Annotated in this window: 13 protein-coding genes; 6 read left to right on the forward strand and 7 right to left on the reverse strand. The window is 54.7% G+C overall.

Annotated features, from left to right (window positions below; genetic code table 11):
* The first annotated feature begins 9 nt into the window (after positions 1-9).
* Positions 10-3,615 carry an urea carboxylase gene (gene uca / locus ABLV76_RS21665; RefSeq protein WP_135683718.1) on the forward strand — a complete coding sequence of 1,202 codons (3,606 nt, stop codon included), beginning with the start codon at positions 10-12 and terminating at the stop codon, positions 3,613-3,615.
* Positions 3,612-5,408, forward strand: coding sequence for an allophanate hydrolase (atzF, locus tag ABLV76_RS21670; protein ID WP_085846137.1), 1,797 nt, complete (start codon positions 3,612-3,614; stop codon positions 5,406-5,408). Before uca ends, atzF begins: the two co-directional genes overlap by 4 nt.
* Positions 5,409-5,450: 42 nt before the next feature.
* On the opposite strand, the gene ABLV76_RS21675 is transcribed toward atzF, so the two are convergent.
* Positions 5,451-6,089, reverse strand: a complete 639-nt coding sequence (locus tag ABLV76_RS21675) for a hypothetical protein (RefSeq protein ID WP_135683720.1) — start codon at positions 6,087-6,089, stop codon at positions 5,451-5,453.
* Positions 6,090-6,538: 449 nt separating this feature from the next.
* On the opposite strand from ABLV76_RS21675, the gene ABLV76_RS21680 reads away from it, so the two are divergent.
* Positions 6,539-7,330 carry an HAD-IIB family hydrolase gene (locus ABLV76_RS21680; RefSeq protein ID WP_235140262.1) on the forward strand — a complete coding sequence of 264 codons (792 nt, stop codon included), beginning with the start codon at positions 6,539-6,541 and terminating at the stop codon, positions 7,328-7,330.
* Positions 7,331-7,525: 195 nt separating this feature from the next.
* Entirely contained in the window at positions 7,526-8,146 is a 621-nt protein-coding gene (locus tag ABLV76_RS21685) for a LysE family translocator (RefSeq protein WP_053810379.1), read from the forward strand.
* A gap of 51 nt (positions 8,147-8,197) precedes the next feature.
* Here the strand turns inward: ABLV76_RS21685 and ABLV76_RS21690 are convergent, their stop codons facing one another.
* The 6 genes from ABLV76_RS21690 to ABLV76_RS21715 form a co-directional block, all read right to left on the reverse strand.
* Positions 8,198-8,824, reverse strand: coding sequence for a LuxR C-terminal-related transcriptional regulator (locus tag ABLV76_RS21690; protein ID WP_032456064.1), 627 nt, complete (start codon positions 8,822-8,824; stop codon positions 8,198-8,200).
* A 135-nt stretch (positions 8,825-8,959) separates the two neighbouring features.
* Entirely contained in the window at positions 8,960-9,472 is a 513-nt protein-coding gene (locus ABLV76_RS21695; RefSeq protein WP_032456063.1) for a fimbrial protein, read from the reverse strand.
* A gap of 10 nt (positions 9,473-9,482) precedes the next feature.
* Positions 9,483-10,490: a fimbrial protein gene (locus ABLV76_RS21700; RefSeq protein ID WP_032456062.1), complete on the reverse strand. Its 1,008-nt coding sequence runs from the start codon at positions 10,488-10,490 to the stop codon at positions 9,483-9,485.
* Between the two features lie 34 nt (positions 10,491-10,524).
* Positions 10,525-13,059 (reverse strand): fimbria/pilus outer membrane usher protein, encoded by a 2,535-nt coding sequence (locus tag ABLV76_RS21705; protein ID WP_077263576.1) that lies wholly within the window; start codon positions 13,057-13,059, stop codon positions 10,525-10,527.
* A gap of 28 nt (positions 13,060-13,087) precedes the next feature.
* Positions 13,088-13,765: a fimbria/pilus periplasmic chaperone gene (locus ABLV76_RS21710; RefSeq protein ID WP_235140264.1), complete on the reverse strand. Its 678-nt coding sequence runs from the start codon at positions 13,763-13,765 to the stop codon at positions 13,088-13,090.
* A gap of 57 nt (positions 13,766-13,822) precedes the next feature.
* Positions 13,823-14,353 (reverse strand): fimbrial protein, encoded by a 531-nt coding sequence (locus tag ABLV76_RS21715; protein ID WP_064183388.1) that lies wholly within the window; start codon positions 14,351-14,353, stop codon positions 13,823-13,825.
* Positions 14,354-14,793: 440 nt separating this feature from the next.
* Here ABLV76_RS21715 and ABLV76_RS21720 point away from each other — a divergent pair, with 440 nt between their 5' ends.
* Together ABLV76_RS21720 and ABLV76_RS21725 are read left to right on the forward strand one after the other, a co-directional pair.
* Positions 14,794-15,453, forward strand: coding sequence for a winged helix-turn-helix transcriptional regulator (locus ABLV76_RS21720; protein ID WP_049092266.1), 660 nt, complete (start codon positions 14,794-14,796; stop codon positions 15,451-15,453).
* A gap of 66 nt (positions 15,454-15,519) precedes the next feature.
* Complete coding sequence (locus ABLV76_RS21725; protein ID WP_049092259.1) at positions 15,520-16,149, forward strand: helix-turn-helix domain-containing protein; 630 nt, start codon at positions 15,520-15,522, stop codon at positions 16,147-16,149.
* The last annotated feature ends 69 nt before the right edge of the window (positions 16,150-16,218 follow it).

The raw sequence follows: 16,218 nt of genomic DNA on the forward strand, positions 1-16,218 counted from the left end.
GTTCCGCTTATGTTTGATACCTTACTGATTGCTAACCGCGGGGCGATTGCCTGCCGCATTCTGCGCACCCTGCGCGCCATGCAGGTGAAGGGCGTCGCCGTTTACGCCGAAGCCGACCTGAGCAGTCTGCACGTCCGCGAAGCGGATGAGGCGCTCAGCCTTGGCGAGGGGCCGGCAGCGCAAACCTATCTGGTGGTAGAGAAGATCATTGCCGCCGCGCTGCAGAGCGGCGCCCGCGCTATCCATCCCGGCTACGGCTTTCTGTCGGAAAACGCCGCCTTCGCCGAAGCCTGTGAGGCGGCGGGACTGGCGTTTGTTGGCCCGACACCGCAACAGTTGCGAACCTTCGGCCTGAAGCATACCGCCCGCGCCCTGGCGAAGGCGGAGGGCGTTCCGCTGCTGGAAGGCAGCGAACTGCTGGCCGACAGTGAGGAAGCCTGCCGGGCGGCTGAGGCGGTGGGCTACCCGGTGATGCTCAAGAGCACGGCGGGCGGCGGAGGGATTGGCATGCGCGTCTGCCGCGACGCCCGCGAACTGAGCGAGGCGTTTGCCACGGTACAGCGGTTGGGGCAAAACAACTTCAGCGACGCCGGGGTGTTTCTCGAAAAATATATCGAACGCGCCCGCCATCTGGAGGTGCAAATCTTCGGCGACGGGAAGGGGGAAGTTATCGCCCTCGGCGTGCGCGACTGCTCGCTGCAGCGACGTAACCAGAAAGTGATTGAAGAGACCCCGGCGCCAAATCTGCCGGACGGGATGGCGCAGGCGCTGTGTAGCGCGGCCATTGCCCTTGGAAAAGCAGTGAACTACCGCAGCGCCGGGACGGTGGAGTTTGTCTACGACAGCGCGGCGCAGCGTTTCTATTTCCTCGAGGTCAATACCCGACTGCAGGTGGAGCACGGCGTGACGGAGCAGGTGTGGGGCGTGGACCTGGTGCACTGGATGATCGCCCTGGCGGCAGGGGATTTACCGCCGCTGAGCGAGCTGGCCGCCGGGCTACAGCCCCGGGGCCATGCTATTCAGGCGCGAATTTACGCCGAAGATCCTGGCCGCCAGTTTCAGCCTTCTCCCGGACTGTTAACCGACGTCTCGTTTCCATCGGCGGACGGCGCCACCCTGCGCATCGATCGCTGGGTGGAGGCCGGGTGTGAGGTGCCGCCGTTTTTCGACCCGCTGTTGGCGAAAGCTATCGTCTGGCGCCCCAGCCGCGATGAGGCGATCGCCGGCCTGGCGCAGGCTCTGGCAGAGACCCGCCTGTACGGCGTCGAAACCAACCGCCAGTACCTGCAGCAGATCCTCAGCTTTGCGCCGTTTACTGCCGGCGAACCCTGGACCCGCTGTCTGGAGCAGTTGCGCTACCGGGCCGATACCGTGGAGGTTCTGAGCGCCGGCACCCAGACCAGCGTCCAGGACTACCCGGGACGTCTGGGGTACTGGGCGGTGGGCGTACCGCCCTCGGGACCGATGGATGACCGGGCGCTGCGCCTGGGCAACCGTCTGCTGGGCAATGCCGAGGGCGACGCTGCGCTGGAGATCACCCTTAGCGGACCCACCCTGAAATTTAATACCGCCGTACAGGCGGTGGTCTGCGGCGCGCCGCTGGCCGTAACGCTCGACGGCGTCGACCAGGAGATGGACTGCGTATTCACTATTCCGGCGGGGGCGACCCTCAGGCTGGGGGCAATAAGCGGGCCTGGGGTCAGAAGCTATCTTTGCCTGCGCGGCGGTATTCAGGTACCGGATTATTTGGGCAGTAAAAGCACCTTTACCCTCGGTCAGTTTGGCGGCCACGGCGGACGGGCGCTGCGCGCCGGCGACGTGCTGCATCTTGCACCTCCGGCTGAGACCACGGAAAGCGCGGCGCTTCCTGCAGGGTTGCGCACTGAGCTTGCGGCAGTGCGAACGCTGCGGGTGATCTATGGTCCCCACGGCGCGCCGGAGTTCTTTGCCCCGGCGTATATGGCGACCTTTTTTGCCACCGACTGGGAGGTGCATTTTAACTCCAGCCGCACCGGCGTGCGCCTGATCGGGCCCAAGCCGGTCTGGGCCCGCGACAGCGGCGGCGAAGCCGGGCTGCATCCGTCGAATATTCATGACAACCCCTATGCCGTGGGGGCCGTGGATTTTACCGGCGATATGCCGGTGATCCTCGGGCCGGACGGCCCAAGCCTCGGGGGCTTCGTCTGCCCGGTGACGGTGATCGAAGCCGATCTCTGGCAACTGGGCCAGCTTAAGGCGGGGGATAAAGTGCGCTTTGTGGCGGTGGACGTCCCCACCGCCCAGCGGCTGGCGGCAGGCCGTCGCGCGGAGCTGGCGACCCTGCAGGCGCAGGACGTTGCCTGGCAGCCTGTGCCGCTTACCTCGCCGGTGGTGATGACCTGCGGCGACGCTGACAAACGCCTGGTGGCGCGCCTCTCCGGCGATACCCATCTGCTGCTGGAGGCCGGTGAGGCGGAGCTGGATCTGGTGCTGCGCTTTCGCATCCATGCCCTGATGCAGGCCCTTGAGGAGCAAGCCCGGGAAGGGATCATTGATATCACGCCGGGGATCCGCTCCCTGCAGCTGCATTACCAGCCGGAAACGCTGGCGCTGGAGACCCTGCTGGCGTGGGTCCGCGAGGAGTGGGCCACGGTCTGCATGAGCGACGATCTGCAGGTGCCTACACGGGTGGTGCATCTCCCGCTCTCCTGGGACGATCCCGCCTGCCGCAAGGCGATCGACAAATATATGACCACCGTCCGCCCGGACGCCCCCTGGTGCCCAAGCAACCTCGAGTTTATTCGCCGGATAAACGATCTCCCGGATGAGCAGGCGGTGTGGCAAACGGTGTTTGACGCCAGCTATCTGGTGATGGGGCTCGGCGATGTCTATCTCGGCGCACCGGTGGCTACCCCCCTTGATCCGCGCCATCGGCTGGTCACCACCAAATACAACCCGGCGCGAACCTGGACGGCGGAAAACTCGGTGGGCATCGGCGGAGCGTATCTGTGCGTTTACGGCATGGAAGGCCCGGGTGGCTATCAGTTTGTCGGCCGCACCCTGCAGATGTGGAGTCGCTATCACGAGGTGGCTGATTTTGCTGGCAAGCCCTGGCTGCTGCGCTTTTTCGACCAGTTGCGTTTCTATCCGGTCTCGGCGGAGGAACTGCTGGAGATTCGCCGCGATTTCCCGCTCGGACGCTACCCGCTGCGCATCGAGCACAGCACGCTGCGGCTGGCGGAGTACCAGCAGTTTCTCGCTCGCGAGGCGCAGAGCATTAGCGCATTTCGCGACCATCAGCAGCGGGCGTTTAACGACGAGCGCGAGCGCTGGATCGCCAGCGGCCAGGCTCATTTCGACAGTCAGGAGAGCGCGACAGAAGAGGCGGGCGATGCGCCGCTGCAGCCGGGGGAACAGGGGGTGGAAAGCCCGGTATCCGGCAATCTGTGGCAGGTGCAGACCGCGGTGGGCCGCCAGGTACGTGCCGGCGATGTGCTGGTGGTGCTTGAGTCGATGAAAATGGAGATCCCGCTGCTGGCGCCATGCGATGGCAGGGTTCAGCAAGTCAATGTGCAGCCAGGCAGCGCGGTGCGTGCCGGGCAGCGGGTGGCAGTGATTTTTGAGGAGAAGGCATGATGCAGCAGACGTTTGATTTACGCCTGGCGACCCTGGCGGCGAACTATCGTAACGGCAACACCACCCCGCGCGCCCTGCTGGCAGCGATCCGCCAGCGGGCGGAAGCGCTGAATCCCGAGTTTAATCTGTTTATTCATCTCCTGAGCGAAGCGGAGCAGGCGCCGTTTCTGGCGGCGCTGGAAGGCCATTCGCCAGAGACGCTCCCGCTGTACGGGGTGCCGTTCGCGATCAAAGATAATATTGACCTTGCGGAGATCGTCACTACCGCTGCCTGTCCGGCGTTTGCTTACCGGCCGACGCAAAGCGCGACCATTGTCGCTCAGCTGATTGCCCTGGGGGCGGTGCCGGTGGGCAAAACCAATCTCGACCAGTTTGCCACCGGCCTGAACGGGACCCGTTCGCCGTATGGCCGCTGCCGCAACGCGTACCATCCCGCTTATCCCTCCGGCGGCTCCAGCGCCGGCTCCGCGCTGGCGGTAGCGCTGGGCGTGGCAAGCTTCGCGCTGGGGACCGACACCGCCGGCAGCGGTCGCGTCCCGGCCGGGCTGAATAACCTGGTGGGGCTGAAAGCGACGAAAGGGGTGATCTCTACCGCTGGAGTGGTACCTGCCTGCCGGACGCTGGACTGCGTGACCTTTTTCAGCGCCACCGCCGACGAGGCCAGCCAGCTGCTGGCCCTGGTTGCCCGATCCGATCAGCAGGATAGCTACAGCCGCCGCAATCCCCAGTGGAACAGCCGTCAGGCCTTCGGCAGGCCGTCCGCCGGGTTTCGCTTTGGCGTCCCGCGGGAGCTTAACTTCCTCGGCTGCCGCGTCAGCGAAGCGCTGTTCGCCCAGGCCGTGCAGCGGCTGACGGCGCTCGGCGGCGTGCCGGTAGCGATCGATTTCGCGCCATTTCTGGCCGCCGCCCGCCTGCTATATGACGGACCATGGGTTGCTGAACGCTATGCGGTGGCTGGCCCGCTGATTGAGCAGCAGCCGGATGCCGTGCTGCCGGTCATTCGCGATGTGCTGGCGAAAGCGCCTGATATCGACGCGACGGCGACTTTTAAGGCGATGTATCAGCTGCAGGGGTATAAAGCGCAGTGCGATGCCATTCTCGAGACGCTGGACTGCGTGCTGACGCCAACCGTTCCGCGCCCGGTAACGCTCGACGAGCTGGCGGTGGAGCCCATCGCCCGCAATGCCGACCTGGGCTACTACACCAACTTTATGAACCTGCTGGACTATGCGGCGGTGAGCGTGCCGTGCGGGTTTATGCCCGACGGACTTCCCTCCGGCGTCACGTTGTTTGGCCGGGCCTTTACCGATCAGTATTTGCTGAGCCTGGCCGACGCCTTCCAGCGCGCGGAGCGGCTACCGCTGGCAGGCGGCGCGCGGCTGGAAAGCCCGCCGCCTGCGCATCCCGCGGGCCATGATCGGATGGCTCTCGCGGTATGCGGCGCACATCTGTCCGGCCAGCCGCTGAACGGTCAATTGCTGGCGCGGGGCGGCAGGCTGCTGCAGGCGACCCACAGCGCGCCGCGCTATCGGTTGTATGTCCTTCCGGATGGCAAGCGCCCGGCGATGGTGCGTGACGAGCCAGAGGGGGACGCGATAGCCGTGGAAGTCTGGGAGATCCCCAGCGCCGAGGTGGGGTCGCTGCTGGTCGCCATCCCCGCGCCGCTGGGGCTGGGACAGATTGAGCTGGCCGACGGCCGCTGGGTGACAGGCTTTATTTGCGAAGCCGGAGGGCTGGGCGCGGCCACAGAGATCACCGCCTGGGGCGGCTGGCGTCAGTGGCTGGCCAGGTAAACGGGAAACCCTCTGCGGTAGCGCCGCAGAGGGAACCCTCGCTTATAACGGGCTGTTCTCATCGAGCAGGGTGACGCTCCAGACGCGGGCGTGCGTGTCATTGATGCGATAGTAGCTTTTCACGCTTGCCGTACCGCCGATGGCGTAGCCCACCAGAGCGACGATGTTGAGCTGATGCCCTTGCTTATCGGTAAACGCATAATATTCATCCAGCACATAGCCGCTGGCGCTGGCCGCTGATTCCAGACGATCGTCCCTTGCTTTCAGGTCCGGGGTATAATCGGCGATGGTTTTCCCCACAAAGTTTTTGGCGACGTCCTGCTTTTCGTCATCGCTGACGATAAACGCCGCGCTGGCAGGAAAGTGCTGAACCACGTCAGCCAGGGTTGGTTTCGGCGCGGCAGAGGGGAATAACGTGTGATCGATGGTGTAGGCCTGTAGCCAGCATGAAAATAACGCCGCTTCCGCCGCACGGCCATCCGGATCGGAAAGTCCGGGCAGCGCGTCGACGGTCTCTCCCGCTTTACGCAGCGCAATGAAATCGGCACAGGAGGAGACCCGTGCCTGATTCTGATCGCTCAGTACCAGCGTCAGGGGAGACTGGTTAATCTCAAGCTCGCCCGCCGCCAGCCCCGGCGTGCTCAACAATAACGTCACCGCCATACCGATAAAATATTTCATCACATAGCCTCCATGAATATCGACGTATCCTGATCCGAGGTGACAGGGAAAGCAAGCGATGGATGATGTCTTTTCCACACGTCCGGGCAATGGCTCATGCCGCCAGCTAGCAGGATCGCGCCTTGTCCACGCGCGGCCATCCGCGCAGAGACCGCTTTGATGGCGGCATACCCGGGTATTTATCGACACGGTATGCCAACAGCTGGCGTCATCCCCGCTGTGGCAGGGCGAGTTGAAGCGATAAGCAGGGGTTGCCGATGGCGCGGGGAAGCACAAGGCTTCGAAGTAGTACGGAACAATAAATTAATCTTCGGCCAGATAATGCCCCTGCTGACTTTCTTCGTGCAGTAAGAAGGTTCAAATCTCTCGAGTTAATAAAGAATAACAAATACTAAATTGATATTAACGTTTATCAAAAAAGCCATTAATATCGCCAGCATGGAGGAATTATGAATTTAATTGATAACGTTAAGAGTGAAGAGCTACAGAATATTCGTTTTGTTTTAACTGATATGGATGAAACGCTGACTTATAAAGGCAGGCTGCAGGCCAGAACCTATCAGAGTCTGGAAATGCTACAACATGCGGGCATTAAGGTGATTCCGGTAACGGCGGCCTCTGCCGGCTGGGCCGATCAGATGGCGAGAATGTGGCCTGTTGATGGAGTCATCGCTGAAAATGGAGGATTATTTCTTACCAGAAATACCATCGAACATGGCATTAACAGGTACTTCTGGCATGAAGACAAATATCTTCTCAATCGAAAAAAAATCAGCCACATTCTTCTCAAGATTCGCCAGAAATACCCCTGGGTTGAAGTGTCTGACGATCAGGATTTTCGCCTGACGAGTATTGCTTTCAAACTTCCCAAAAATCATGAGCAGACCAGACAGCTCATTGACGAATTAGCGGAAAATAAATGCAGCTATACCATTAATAATCTATGGGTACTGGGGTGGTTAGGGGGGTATGACAAACTCGTCATGAGCAGAAAGGTGTTAAAGCATTTTTACGCACTGGAAGAATCAGATGAACAGGCATCGGTTTTCTACAGTGGTGATTCGCTCAATGACGCCCCCATGTTCAGCTACTACAGCAAAACGTTGGGAATGAACACGATCAACGACATAGCGCAAGTTATACCATCATTGCCGCGCTGGATAAGTCAATTTCCAGGTGGTGAAGGGTTTGTTGATGGCGCGAACAGAATTTTAAATGCCAAAAGGGCAAGCATCAGTTAAGTTGCCTTCTCCGCTCTGGCAGATGGCAACCGGATCCATTGGTAGCAACAGGTCCGGTTGTTGTATGCGTTGGATAGAGAGCCTCATAGGGGACTTCCCGTTATCCAGGCGGACGCCATCCATGTTGAATGGCTCATCATTCTTGTTGCAAAAATGTGAACACTTCAGTAACCTTGTCTCTTTCGGAGACAGGAAATGCTCGTCACTGATTCACTTCTTGCTTACACTCTCGCTGCCACGCTGCTTACCCTGACGCCAGGTCTGGATACTGCTCTTATCCTGCGCACGGCGACCGCGGAAGGGGGACGCAAAGCCTTGCATGCCGCGTTAGGCATCGATCTCGGGTGCTTTATCTGGGGCGCGCTGGTGGCCTTTGGTTTGGGCGCGCTACTGGCGGTTTCTGAACTGGCTTACACCTTATTGAAATGGTGCGGCGCGGGCTACCTTTGTTGGCTGGGCATCCAGCTGCTCCTGCGCCCACGCCAGCAATTTAACACCCACCCGACCGAATCCAATTCCACGAGTAACTGGTTCCTGCGCGGAATGTTGGGGAATGTGCTTAATCCCAAAATGGGCGTCTTCTACGTTTCGTTTTTACCTCAGTTTATCCCCGCCGGACATTCACCCGTCAGCTGGACCTTTCTGCTGGTCGCTATCCATGTATTAATTGGTACGCTGTGGTCGTTAACGCTGATTACCGCCACTCGCTATGCCGCCGGCATCCTGAAAAAACCGGCCGTAGTGAAATGGATGGATCGAACGACCGGCTGCCTGTTTCTGGTATTTGCCGCGAAGCTGGCGATGAGCCGGCGGTAACCATGCAGGGGCTCGCGCCCCTGTGTCAGTTGCCTTCTCAGCGCATTGGTATCACTGGCTAACTTTTATAAAGCCATTTGGCCAGTCGTTATTTTTTGTCAGTTTATTGAGCAGAAGCATTAGCTCATAATCGTTGCGTAAGTTAAATTTACTCATGACCATATATTTATGCGCATAGACCGTTTTCTCACTGATCATAAGCTCATCGGCAATTTGCGTTACCGACATCCCCTCATATAAACAGATCATGATGCGGATTTGCTGCGGTGACAATTTGGTCGGCTGACAGTCAAAACATGACGCGGGTGACTGTCGATAATTTGTCTGCTGCAGCCGGTGCCAGGCCGTATGTACTGCTCTACGTAACTGTCTCACGGAATGCCGGCGAGAGATAAAGATAATATCCTGAAAGCAAGAGGGGAGCGCAGAGGCTCGCATATCATCATCAACAAAACCAATCACAATGCCTTTTTTTCGCTTCTGTAGTTCAGGGCAGCAAATAAAACATTCGCCTGGACATAATGCCAGCACAATGACGTCTGCTAGCTGAACGCTTTCTGACGTAAAGTTAAAATTGAAATCAACTGTAGTATTGTGTTGGGAAAAGAAATCACTAAAAAAAAAGGTCAGGCCACATTGGAAGAGGGTATCCGACTCTTTTATTACAATATTAACCATTTACCATACCGAAACATATTTATTAAGCGCTCCTGCATTCGGGTAATGATAGACGCAGCACATTATTTCACCCTGTTAGCTTCCTGAAGGGGATGATGACTAACGCGCCTATGACCCTCTATAGCCAGCGCCCCATCAGTTGTATTGCATTGTTAAAACGACGACGGCGCGAATGGAACCTGGTGTCGGCCTTCCCGCCACGGAGGTCACCATGGCTTTCATCGGTATCGTCGCCGTTCTGTCTTCAGCTATATTTTGCGTGATGCTGGATCCGCTGCCCATCAACAGACCCGTTGTGGCATCAGACATCGCAATGGCCACGCGGGTTGCCGTGCCGCTGTTTTGGTAATAATTCACGCCCGCTTCCGGGTCAGGCGTTCCGCTAAAACGGGTCGTCACGCTCAGCGTGCCCGGCGGACAGCGGGTAAACAGGAGATGAAAAGTAACCGGATCGGAAGAAGACCCGGGGGTGAACATGTTTGTTGCTTGGATATTGCCAAGATCAACATTCATATTTTCACTACCACCGTTAAAGACGCAGGGCGCAGCGATAATACGCCCGGTGACTTTGATATCTACATTGTCTGCGGACATTGCAGGTAATACCATTGCGCATGCCATCAGCAAGATTAGTTTATTCATCTTCATTTAACAGCCTTTATTGATAGGTAAGACTCAGCGTTGCGGACGCATTTGCGATGCCGGTGGTTACCGTTGTATTGGTCTGATAGTAGCGTGCGGTTAACGGGAACATCTCCTGGCCGCCATTGGTTCTCTTCAGAACAAGATTATTGCCAAGGATTAGAGGGGTATTGTTATAAACCAGCTGCACGCCAACCCCCTGTGCGACGCCTGCGCTTCCCTGACCGGTTAACGCCAGCACGGTATTATCACTGACGTCAGGATTCTGTGCGCCGGAGAGCATGACGTTAATATTGGCTCCGGCATCACAGTCCAGAATGAGATTCTGCGTTTTCTGCGCATTAGCGGGGGTTAATCCCACCGTAGAACCAAACTCAGTGACCAAAACGTCACCCAGTTCAAATACAATATTCGATGTTGTCACCGCACATGCCACCTGGGTAATAGATCCGGCCCCCGCATTCACGGGAATCTCAGGCGCTTGTTCTCCGCCGAGATATTGCATCGTAAAGGCGACAAACGATGCCAGTTGCCCCGTTACTGAGCCAGAGGTAATATCACCAATCTTCCAGAATTGTATAACTGGCTGATAATCGTGAATAACCAGTTCTCCAGGGTTTGATGACCAACTGGACATTGAAGCGTTACCGCGGTCAATATAATCGGTGCCGCTAAACGTCGACGCGCCTGCTTTGGAGTTCATGTAAAAGCCAAAAGAAATACCCACCCCAGGCACATTGGTTTGATAAACGCGCCGCGCGCCGTACGTCGCGACATAGGGTAAAATAGCGCTTTTCATTCCTGAGCTTGACCCTTCATTGCCGGTGGTGACGCAGGTATAAGCATGTGCTAAGGAACCATATATCTCATTGCTTATTGCTTGCCCAACGGGAACATCGCGCTGAACAATAATATTGCCATAATCCACGGTATAGGGAGAGCCGATGTAAGTATAATCACAACAGAAGCCCGTCAATGGAAACAACAAAGCCAGCATTAATAATGCAGATCGGAAAAGTCGCATATCTATGCACCTGATTTAAAAATTTGGTTCAACGTTAACGGCAAACAGCATTATCGATAATCACATCGTTATTCTGCTTCGTCATGTTTATCGCGTAATAGACCCTGCAGGTGTTTGCGGATTGATTTCCCCATTTCACGATCAGGTTTACCTGGGGATCGAGCCCCGTCAAATACACCTGTCCGCTATCACCAACGATAAAGCTGCTTGGTTCTGCTCCTTCAATGCTGGCCATTGCGCCAAACGGCACTAACTGGCCGTTTCGCTGGGTCAAGGTCATCAACATGCGAACACCGACGCTTGCCCGATAGTTCGCCCTGACAATCGCGCCACGCGTAGGGACCACGGTTTTGACCGTTTGTTCTAACTCAACGTTAGCCGGTAATGTTTCAGTGATTAATGACACATCATTTTTGCGATAAGGCATTAAGTTAGAGGCAACCGTATATCCGCGATAATCGGTTGTCGCTCCAGTCATATTCTGGATGCCTACGCCGGCAGCCCCGGGGGCGGCAATCAGCACGTTGGTTTCGCCCAATGGTTGAGAGAACGTCACGCCATTGGCATGCGCAACCACGCCTCCCTGAATCCCATAGTTCAGACGATCGGTATTTTTGTCATAGCTGTACCCGGCGGTGATTTCACCATAGGTGCCGCGATAATCACCATTCATGTTGCCGGTATAGGCCACGTCGTGAGTGCCGTAACCCTGTTGAATATTCCAGTTGAGCGCATTATTCGGCAGAGCAACACCATTTAACCCAGCGCTGTGTGTCGTACCGTTATTCTTGCTGGCATTCATGCCATAGTTTGCCCATGTCTGCGGCAACAGTTTTTCCAGTGGAATACTGATATTCAGCGCCAGCATCTGGTTTTTATCGTCGCTCTGGGGTGCGCTGTACGTTCCCGCGCCCCCATTCTTACTCAGAGTCCAGGTCAGGCCATAACTAATACTGTGCCAGTAGTTGTTATACCCAACGCTCCATGATTCCATCGCCTTACCTGAGTTCCAGTAATCTTCACGTGCGGCGTTCAGCATCAACGATCCCAGACGGTCTCCCAGCCCCTGGCTCAGCGTCAGCTCAGCACGGTTGCGGCGTCGGTCCTGAAGCGCATGACTGTCACCGTAAGAATCCAGGACCTCTTGCATGCCATAGTAGCCGCTGGTCGAATAGCGGTAGCCGGCAATCGCGAAGTTGGTGCCCGTTGCGGCAAAATTTTTACTGTATCGAGCCCGCCATGATTGCCCCCTGGTTTTCGGCATATTTTGCGGCGTGGACCAGCCCTGGGTGATGTCGCTGGAGATAGCGCCAAAGTCACCCATGTTTTTACCGACGCCCGCGGCGAGCGACTGGTACTTACTCGACTCCTGCAATCCGCCGTAAAACGTAAAGCCGTAGGGCAAGCCGAGAATAACGCTCATCTGAGCAAAGGGCGTTTTGTCCACGCTGCCGTTGTACGAACGATATTGGCCGCCCGTTAACGCATATTTTATTCGGCCTTCACGCTGTAATACGGGAAGGGAGGCAAATGGCACGCTAAAGTGCTGCTCGCTGCCATCAGCCTCTTTAATAGTGACATCAAGATCGCCGGCGCCTCCGGTAGGATACATGTCCGTGATTTCAAAAGCGCCCGGTGCCACAAAGCTCTGGTATATCTGATAGCCATTCTGGCGAATTATCACCTGGGCATTAGTCCGGGCGATCCCACGCACCACTGGGGCATAGCCCTTGAGGGAGTCGGGCAGCATGTCATCATCGGAAGCAAGTTGTCCTCCCCGGAAAGGCATACTGTCGAACACATCTGCCGGGGCAGAGCTGTCACCCAGCGTGAGCTGAGACTTTAACGGGATTATCGTACGTTGAGCATAGGTATAAACCGTCTTCCACGCATCATGACCCTGTGAATCTCGCGACCAGGTGGTGTAGTTTCTTAACCGCCAGGGGCCAATGTTCAGACCAGGACGCAGGTTGGCATACTGATTATCGCTGGTGCTGCTGTTGTTATTTTTGGCCCAGTTATTCGCCCCACTCAGACTGTAGTTGAGCAGGGCGGCGTTAATGCCTTGATCCCAGCGATCCGGTGGCACCGATCCGCGCGCTTGCGCTGAAAGTGCCGCTTGCGGAATGCTCAATACCAGACGTTGCATGGCAAACTGGAAATCCGCACTAGCCTTGGGAATCGCGGACAGGTTCGCACAGGATGTTTCACCCTTTAACGCGGGAAAAAGGCCCGTCTTGACTCCCCAGCTTTCTAATTGCTCAATGGATAAACAGGGGACTAATTTATCATCACCGCCAGGCTCTTTCAGCAACACAAACCTGATATCGCGGGTATCGACTAACCGATCGTCCAGGACGACATCGACATGATAATTCCCGGGGGCTTGCGCGCCAGATTCAAAACCAGAAAGATCGACTTTTTCTGTCCCTGGATTATCCAGTTCAACCAGTTCTGGGTTAAAAAAATCGCGACTATAGCTATTTTGTGTATTACCGAAGAGCGCGATGGTTATCAATAATGCCAACCGTGGAGACCGTGCTTTTATATAATCCATTGCCATCATCATAAATCCCACTCAGTGTCTTTGCGCCGGTCTACAGACTGGCTTTGTGTTCTGCCCCGGGACTGCCATAATCATTAATAATTTTGAATGTCACTGGCCCGCCCGTTACGCCGGAGGGTAAATCGAACATCGCGGTACTGCCGGGTAATACATAACTGACATCTGGTAATTTTTTACCTGATAGTGAAATCTCGTTAAAATTCATGACATGCTGAGTCGGATTGTTTACCTGTATCTTATTACCAACACGTTGCCAGCGTAGTTTATCGACCTGTTCTTCAGGGGAGGCGCCTTTCATCGCCGCCGGACGGTAGATAAGTTTAATTCTGGTTTTAATGGCAATTTGCAACGTATTGTCAACCTTAGCTGCGGAGGGGATGGCTTTTATATTAAGCCAAAACAAGCTCTCTTTATCCTGAGGTAAGGCTCCGGTGGCAACAATGCGCTCGACGTTTTGTTGGCCATTATTTAGTCGATATAGTGGTGGCGTAATGATAAAAGCCGCCTTTTCGCCACCCCCCCCAGGTGTTTCGATCCACGACTGGATAAGGTAAGGGGTTTTATCAGGGTTATTTATGCCAATCGAGGCTTCTTTTTTATTACCATCAAAAATGACGCGCGTACCACCAATAACGACACCGGCCTGAGCAACGGATACGCCAATACTCAATATCGTGATGGTAAGCAAGATACTGCCAAGAACATTCATTTTAGACCTCTGAAATATGGGGCCGTATCGACCCCATCAGCATTTCTTGAAAGAAAATTAGTTATATACAATGGAGAAGTTAGCAACAGAGTTGGCCGTACCCGGCGTTACTGATGCCGTGGTGGAGATATATTGCGCATAGAATTTCAGCGTATTGTCCTGGGTACTGCTAAGTATGTAGTTATAGCTGTTCTCACCGTGCAAAGGCAGGTCGACTTTATCGGCGGTCATCAGGTTAATCGCCACCCCTGACGCCGCACTGGAGGTTGATGTATCAATAGCCAGCAGGTTAGGGTTGGTCAGATCGGGGGTGCCATCAAAGCGTACTTTGGTCGAAGTCACCGTGGTTGGGCAGTTTTTAAGTACGATATTAAAATCCTTTGCAGCCGCTTTTGTGCCACTGCTCGGAAATTCAGTTTTATAAAAGTTACCGAGATTGACCTGCTGGTTTTGCGATGCCACATCGACTTCACAGGCAGTATCCAGAATATTGCCGACGAAATTCACGGTGCCAGCGGCAGCAAAAGCGTGAGACATAGACAGCGCTGCAGTTGCGGTCAAGGCAACTAAAACAAGACTTTTTTTCATTACTTTGTTTCCTTATTAACTTTGTTTGCCATTTATATTCAGGCAATAGGGTGCCGATGAGCGTTACACTCTTTTTGTACCAGTGCCTTAATTTTCACTGTGCAGCATGGCAGCCATAAATAATTACGGTAAGACCATGAACTGTTCTGCTGACTGGCTAAAATTTATCTAATCATTTTCTTAAACTCAAATGTTTTGTGGGTCTATAAGTAGACTCCCACTTAACGAATAAGCAACATTTCTTCTTTTTTATCATGCTTATTAAGGTCCGGTCTATTTTTAGACTCAAAGATCATGGGACACAAAATCAATAACTTAGAATGCATCTTTTGAGCGGTCTACTTTTAGACCCCAGGCCAATATTTCGCGGCTTCTTAATTTTTAAGATAATTCTTCGGTCGATCAATAAAGCGATCACAGTTGAGGAATTGAGGCTGCATATGAACACGCGCTTAACCACCCCGGAAAACCAAGATAAATCAATTACCCTGGAATTAAAGCCATTCCGGCACATCGAGACTCTGATAAAACATGTGTTGCCAGCAGCAGAAAGAGTAGTGATCGGCAGAGGTGAGGTCGTGCATTATTATAAAGATGATATCCGGCAATGTTTTTTACTATTGCAAGGTAGCGTCGCGCTGCACCGTCGCGGCGATGGCATTGTATTAAATTCTGAATCATCACCGTTTATTCTGGGCGTGAGTAGTCAGTTTTCCTCAGAGCATCTTTATGTGAGAGCGCTGGAGACGTCAGAGATCGCCCGGGTGTCACTGGATTGTTTTAATCACATCGTGGCGCAACTGGATCTATGGGAGCATTTTTCGAAACTCCTGATTTACACGGCCTCCCGGGTGTATGAACATTGCGCACAAATCTCGCAGATGTCGGCTTATGACATCATCCGCTTTCAGCTGGTTGAGCTTATGCAAGAGCCGGATGCGATACGGCAACAAATTACGGCTGCAACCTATATTAAAAGCCGAACCTATCTTTCACGGAGCGGGATTATGCGGATTCTGGCAGAGCTGCGAACCGGGAAGTACATCACGATGGAACGGGGTATACTCCTTGATATCAACCATCTGCCTCGAAAATACTGACGATGAGGATACCCGCAACAGGAAGTCAGGCTATAATCAGACAGGTCAATCTTAAGGTTATCGGTTATGTCCTCTTCAGCAAAACCTCACAAAGGTTCACCCTACGCGCAAGAGCTGATTTCTCACTTACAGCCATATTGCACGCCACGTAAAACTGAAAGAGGGGAGCAACTGGATTTCAAGGTGAATGGCCAGGGGATGTGTTACCTGATCCTTGAGGGAACCGTAGCGGTTTATCGCCGAAACGATAATATGATGCTGTCCACTGCGCGCAGTCCCGCCGTGTTTGGTCTTGCCAATCTGACGGATATTTACTTCGATGATTACATTAAAACTATCAACTCCTGCGTGATTGGCGAGATCTCCACCGCTCGTGTTCATGACATTATTAAAGAAAAGTCGTTATGGGGGCTGCTCTCAAAGCAACTGATGTTTGTGTATGGCCGACTTTACAACAATGTGATGCCGCAGGGCGCACCGACGGCGTACGAGATGATCCGCCAGCAGTTGCTCAATTTAATTGAAGAAGATGAGAGTTATCGCGCCGCAGTCACAGCGGAACTCTACATCCGCGAGAAAACCCATCTTTCTCGCAGCGGCGTCATGCGCATACTTGCAGATTTAAAAACGGGTGGTTTTATCGAAATGGAAGAGGGAAGACTCATTAAAATCCATAAGCTTCCCGCCAGGTACTAAATTCAGACCCCGTCAGACAAAAAAACGCCCCTCATCTCCATTTAGCGACCACACCAGGGTCAATGATAA

The organism is Klebsiella sp. GB_Kp047, from assembly GCF_040065235.1.
Taxonomy (GTDB): domain Bacteria; phylum Pseudomonadota; class Gammaproteobacteria; order Enterobacterales; family Enterobacteriaceae; genus Klebsiella; species Klebsiella quasipneumoniae.

Coding starts and splice junctions, on each gene's coding strand:
- uca (WP_135683718.1), top strand. CDS start 10: ATGTTTGATACCTTACTGATTGCTAACCGCGGGGCGATTGCCTGCCGC.
- atzF (WP_085846137.1), top strand. CDS start 3,612: ATGATGCAGCAGACGTTTGATTTACGCCTGGCGACCCTGGCGGCGAAC.
- ABLV76_RS21675 (WP_135683720.1), bottom strand. CDS start 6,089: ATGAAATATTTTATCGGTATGGCGGTGACGTTATTGTTGAGCACGCCG.
- ABLV76_RS21680 (WP_235140262.1), top strand. CDS start 6,539: ATGAATTTAATTGATAACGTTAAGAGTGAAGAGCTACAGAATATTCGT.
- ABLV76_RS21685 (WP_053810379.1), top strand. CDS start 7,526: ATGCTCGTCACTGATTCACTTCTTGCTTACACTCTCGCTGCCACGCTG.
- ABLV76_RS21690 (WP_032456064.1), bottom strand. CDS start 8,824: ATGGTTAATATTGTAATAAAAGAGTCGGATACCCTCTTCCAATGTGGC.
- ABLV76_RS21695 (WP_032456063.1), bottom strand. CDS start 9,472: ATGAAGATGAATAAACTAATCTTGCTGATGGCATGCGCAATGGTATTA.
- ABLV76_RS21700 (WP_032456062.1), bottom strand. CDS start 10,490: ATGCGACTTTTCCGATCTGCATTATTAATGCTGGCTTTGTTGTTTCCA.
- ABLV76_RS21705 (WP_077263576.1), bottom strand. CDS start 13,059: ATGATGATGGCAATGGATTATATAAAAGCACGGTCTCCACGGTTGGCA.
- ABLV76_RS21710 (WP_235140264.1), bottom strand. CDS start 13,765: ATGAATGTTCTTGGCAGTATCTTGCTTACCATCACGATATTGAGTATT.
- ABLV76_RS21715 (WP_064183388.1), bottom strand. CDS start 14,353: ATGAAAAAAAGTCTTGTTTTAGTTGCCTTGACCGCAACTGCAGCGCTG.
- ABLV76_RS21720 (WP_049092266.1), top strand. CDS start 14,794: ATGAACACGCGCTTAACCACCCCGGAAAACCAAGATAAATCAATTACC.
- ABLV76_RS21725 (WP_049092259.1), top strand. CDS start 15,520: ATGTCCTCTTCAGCAAAACCTCACAAAGGTTCACCCTACGCGCAAGAG.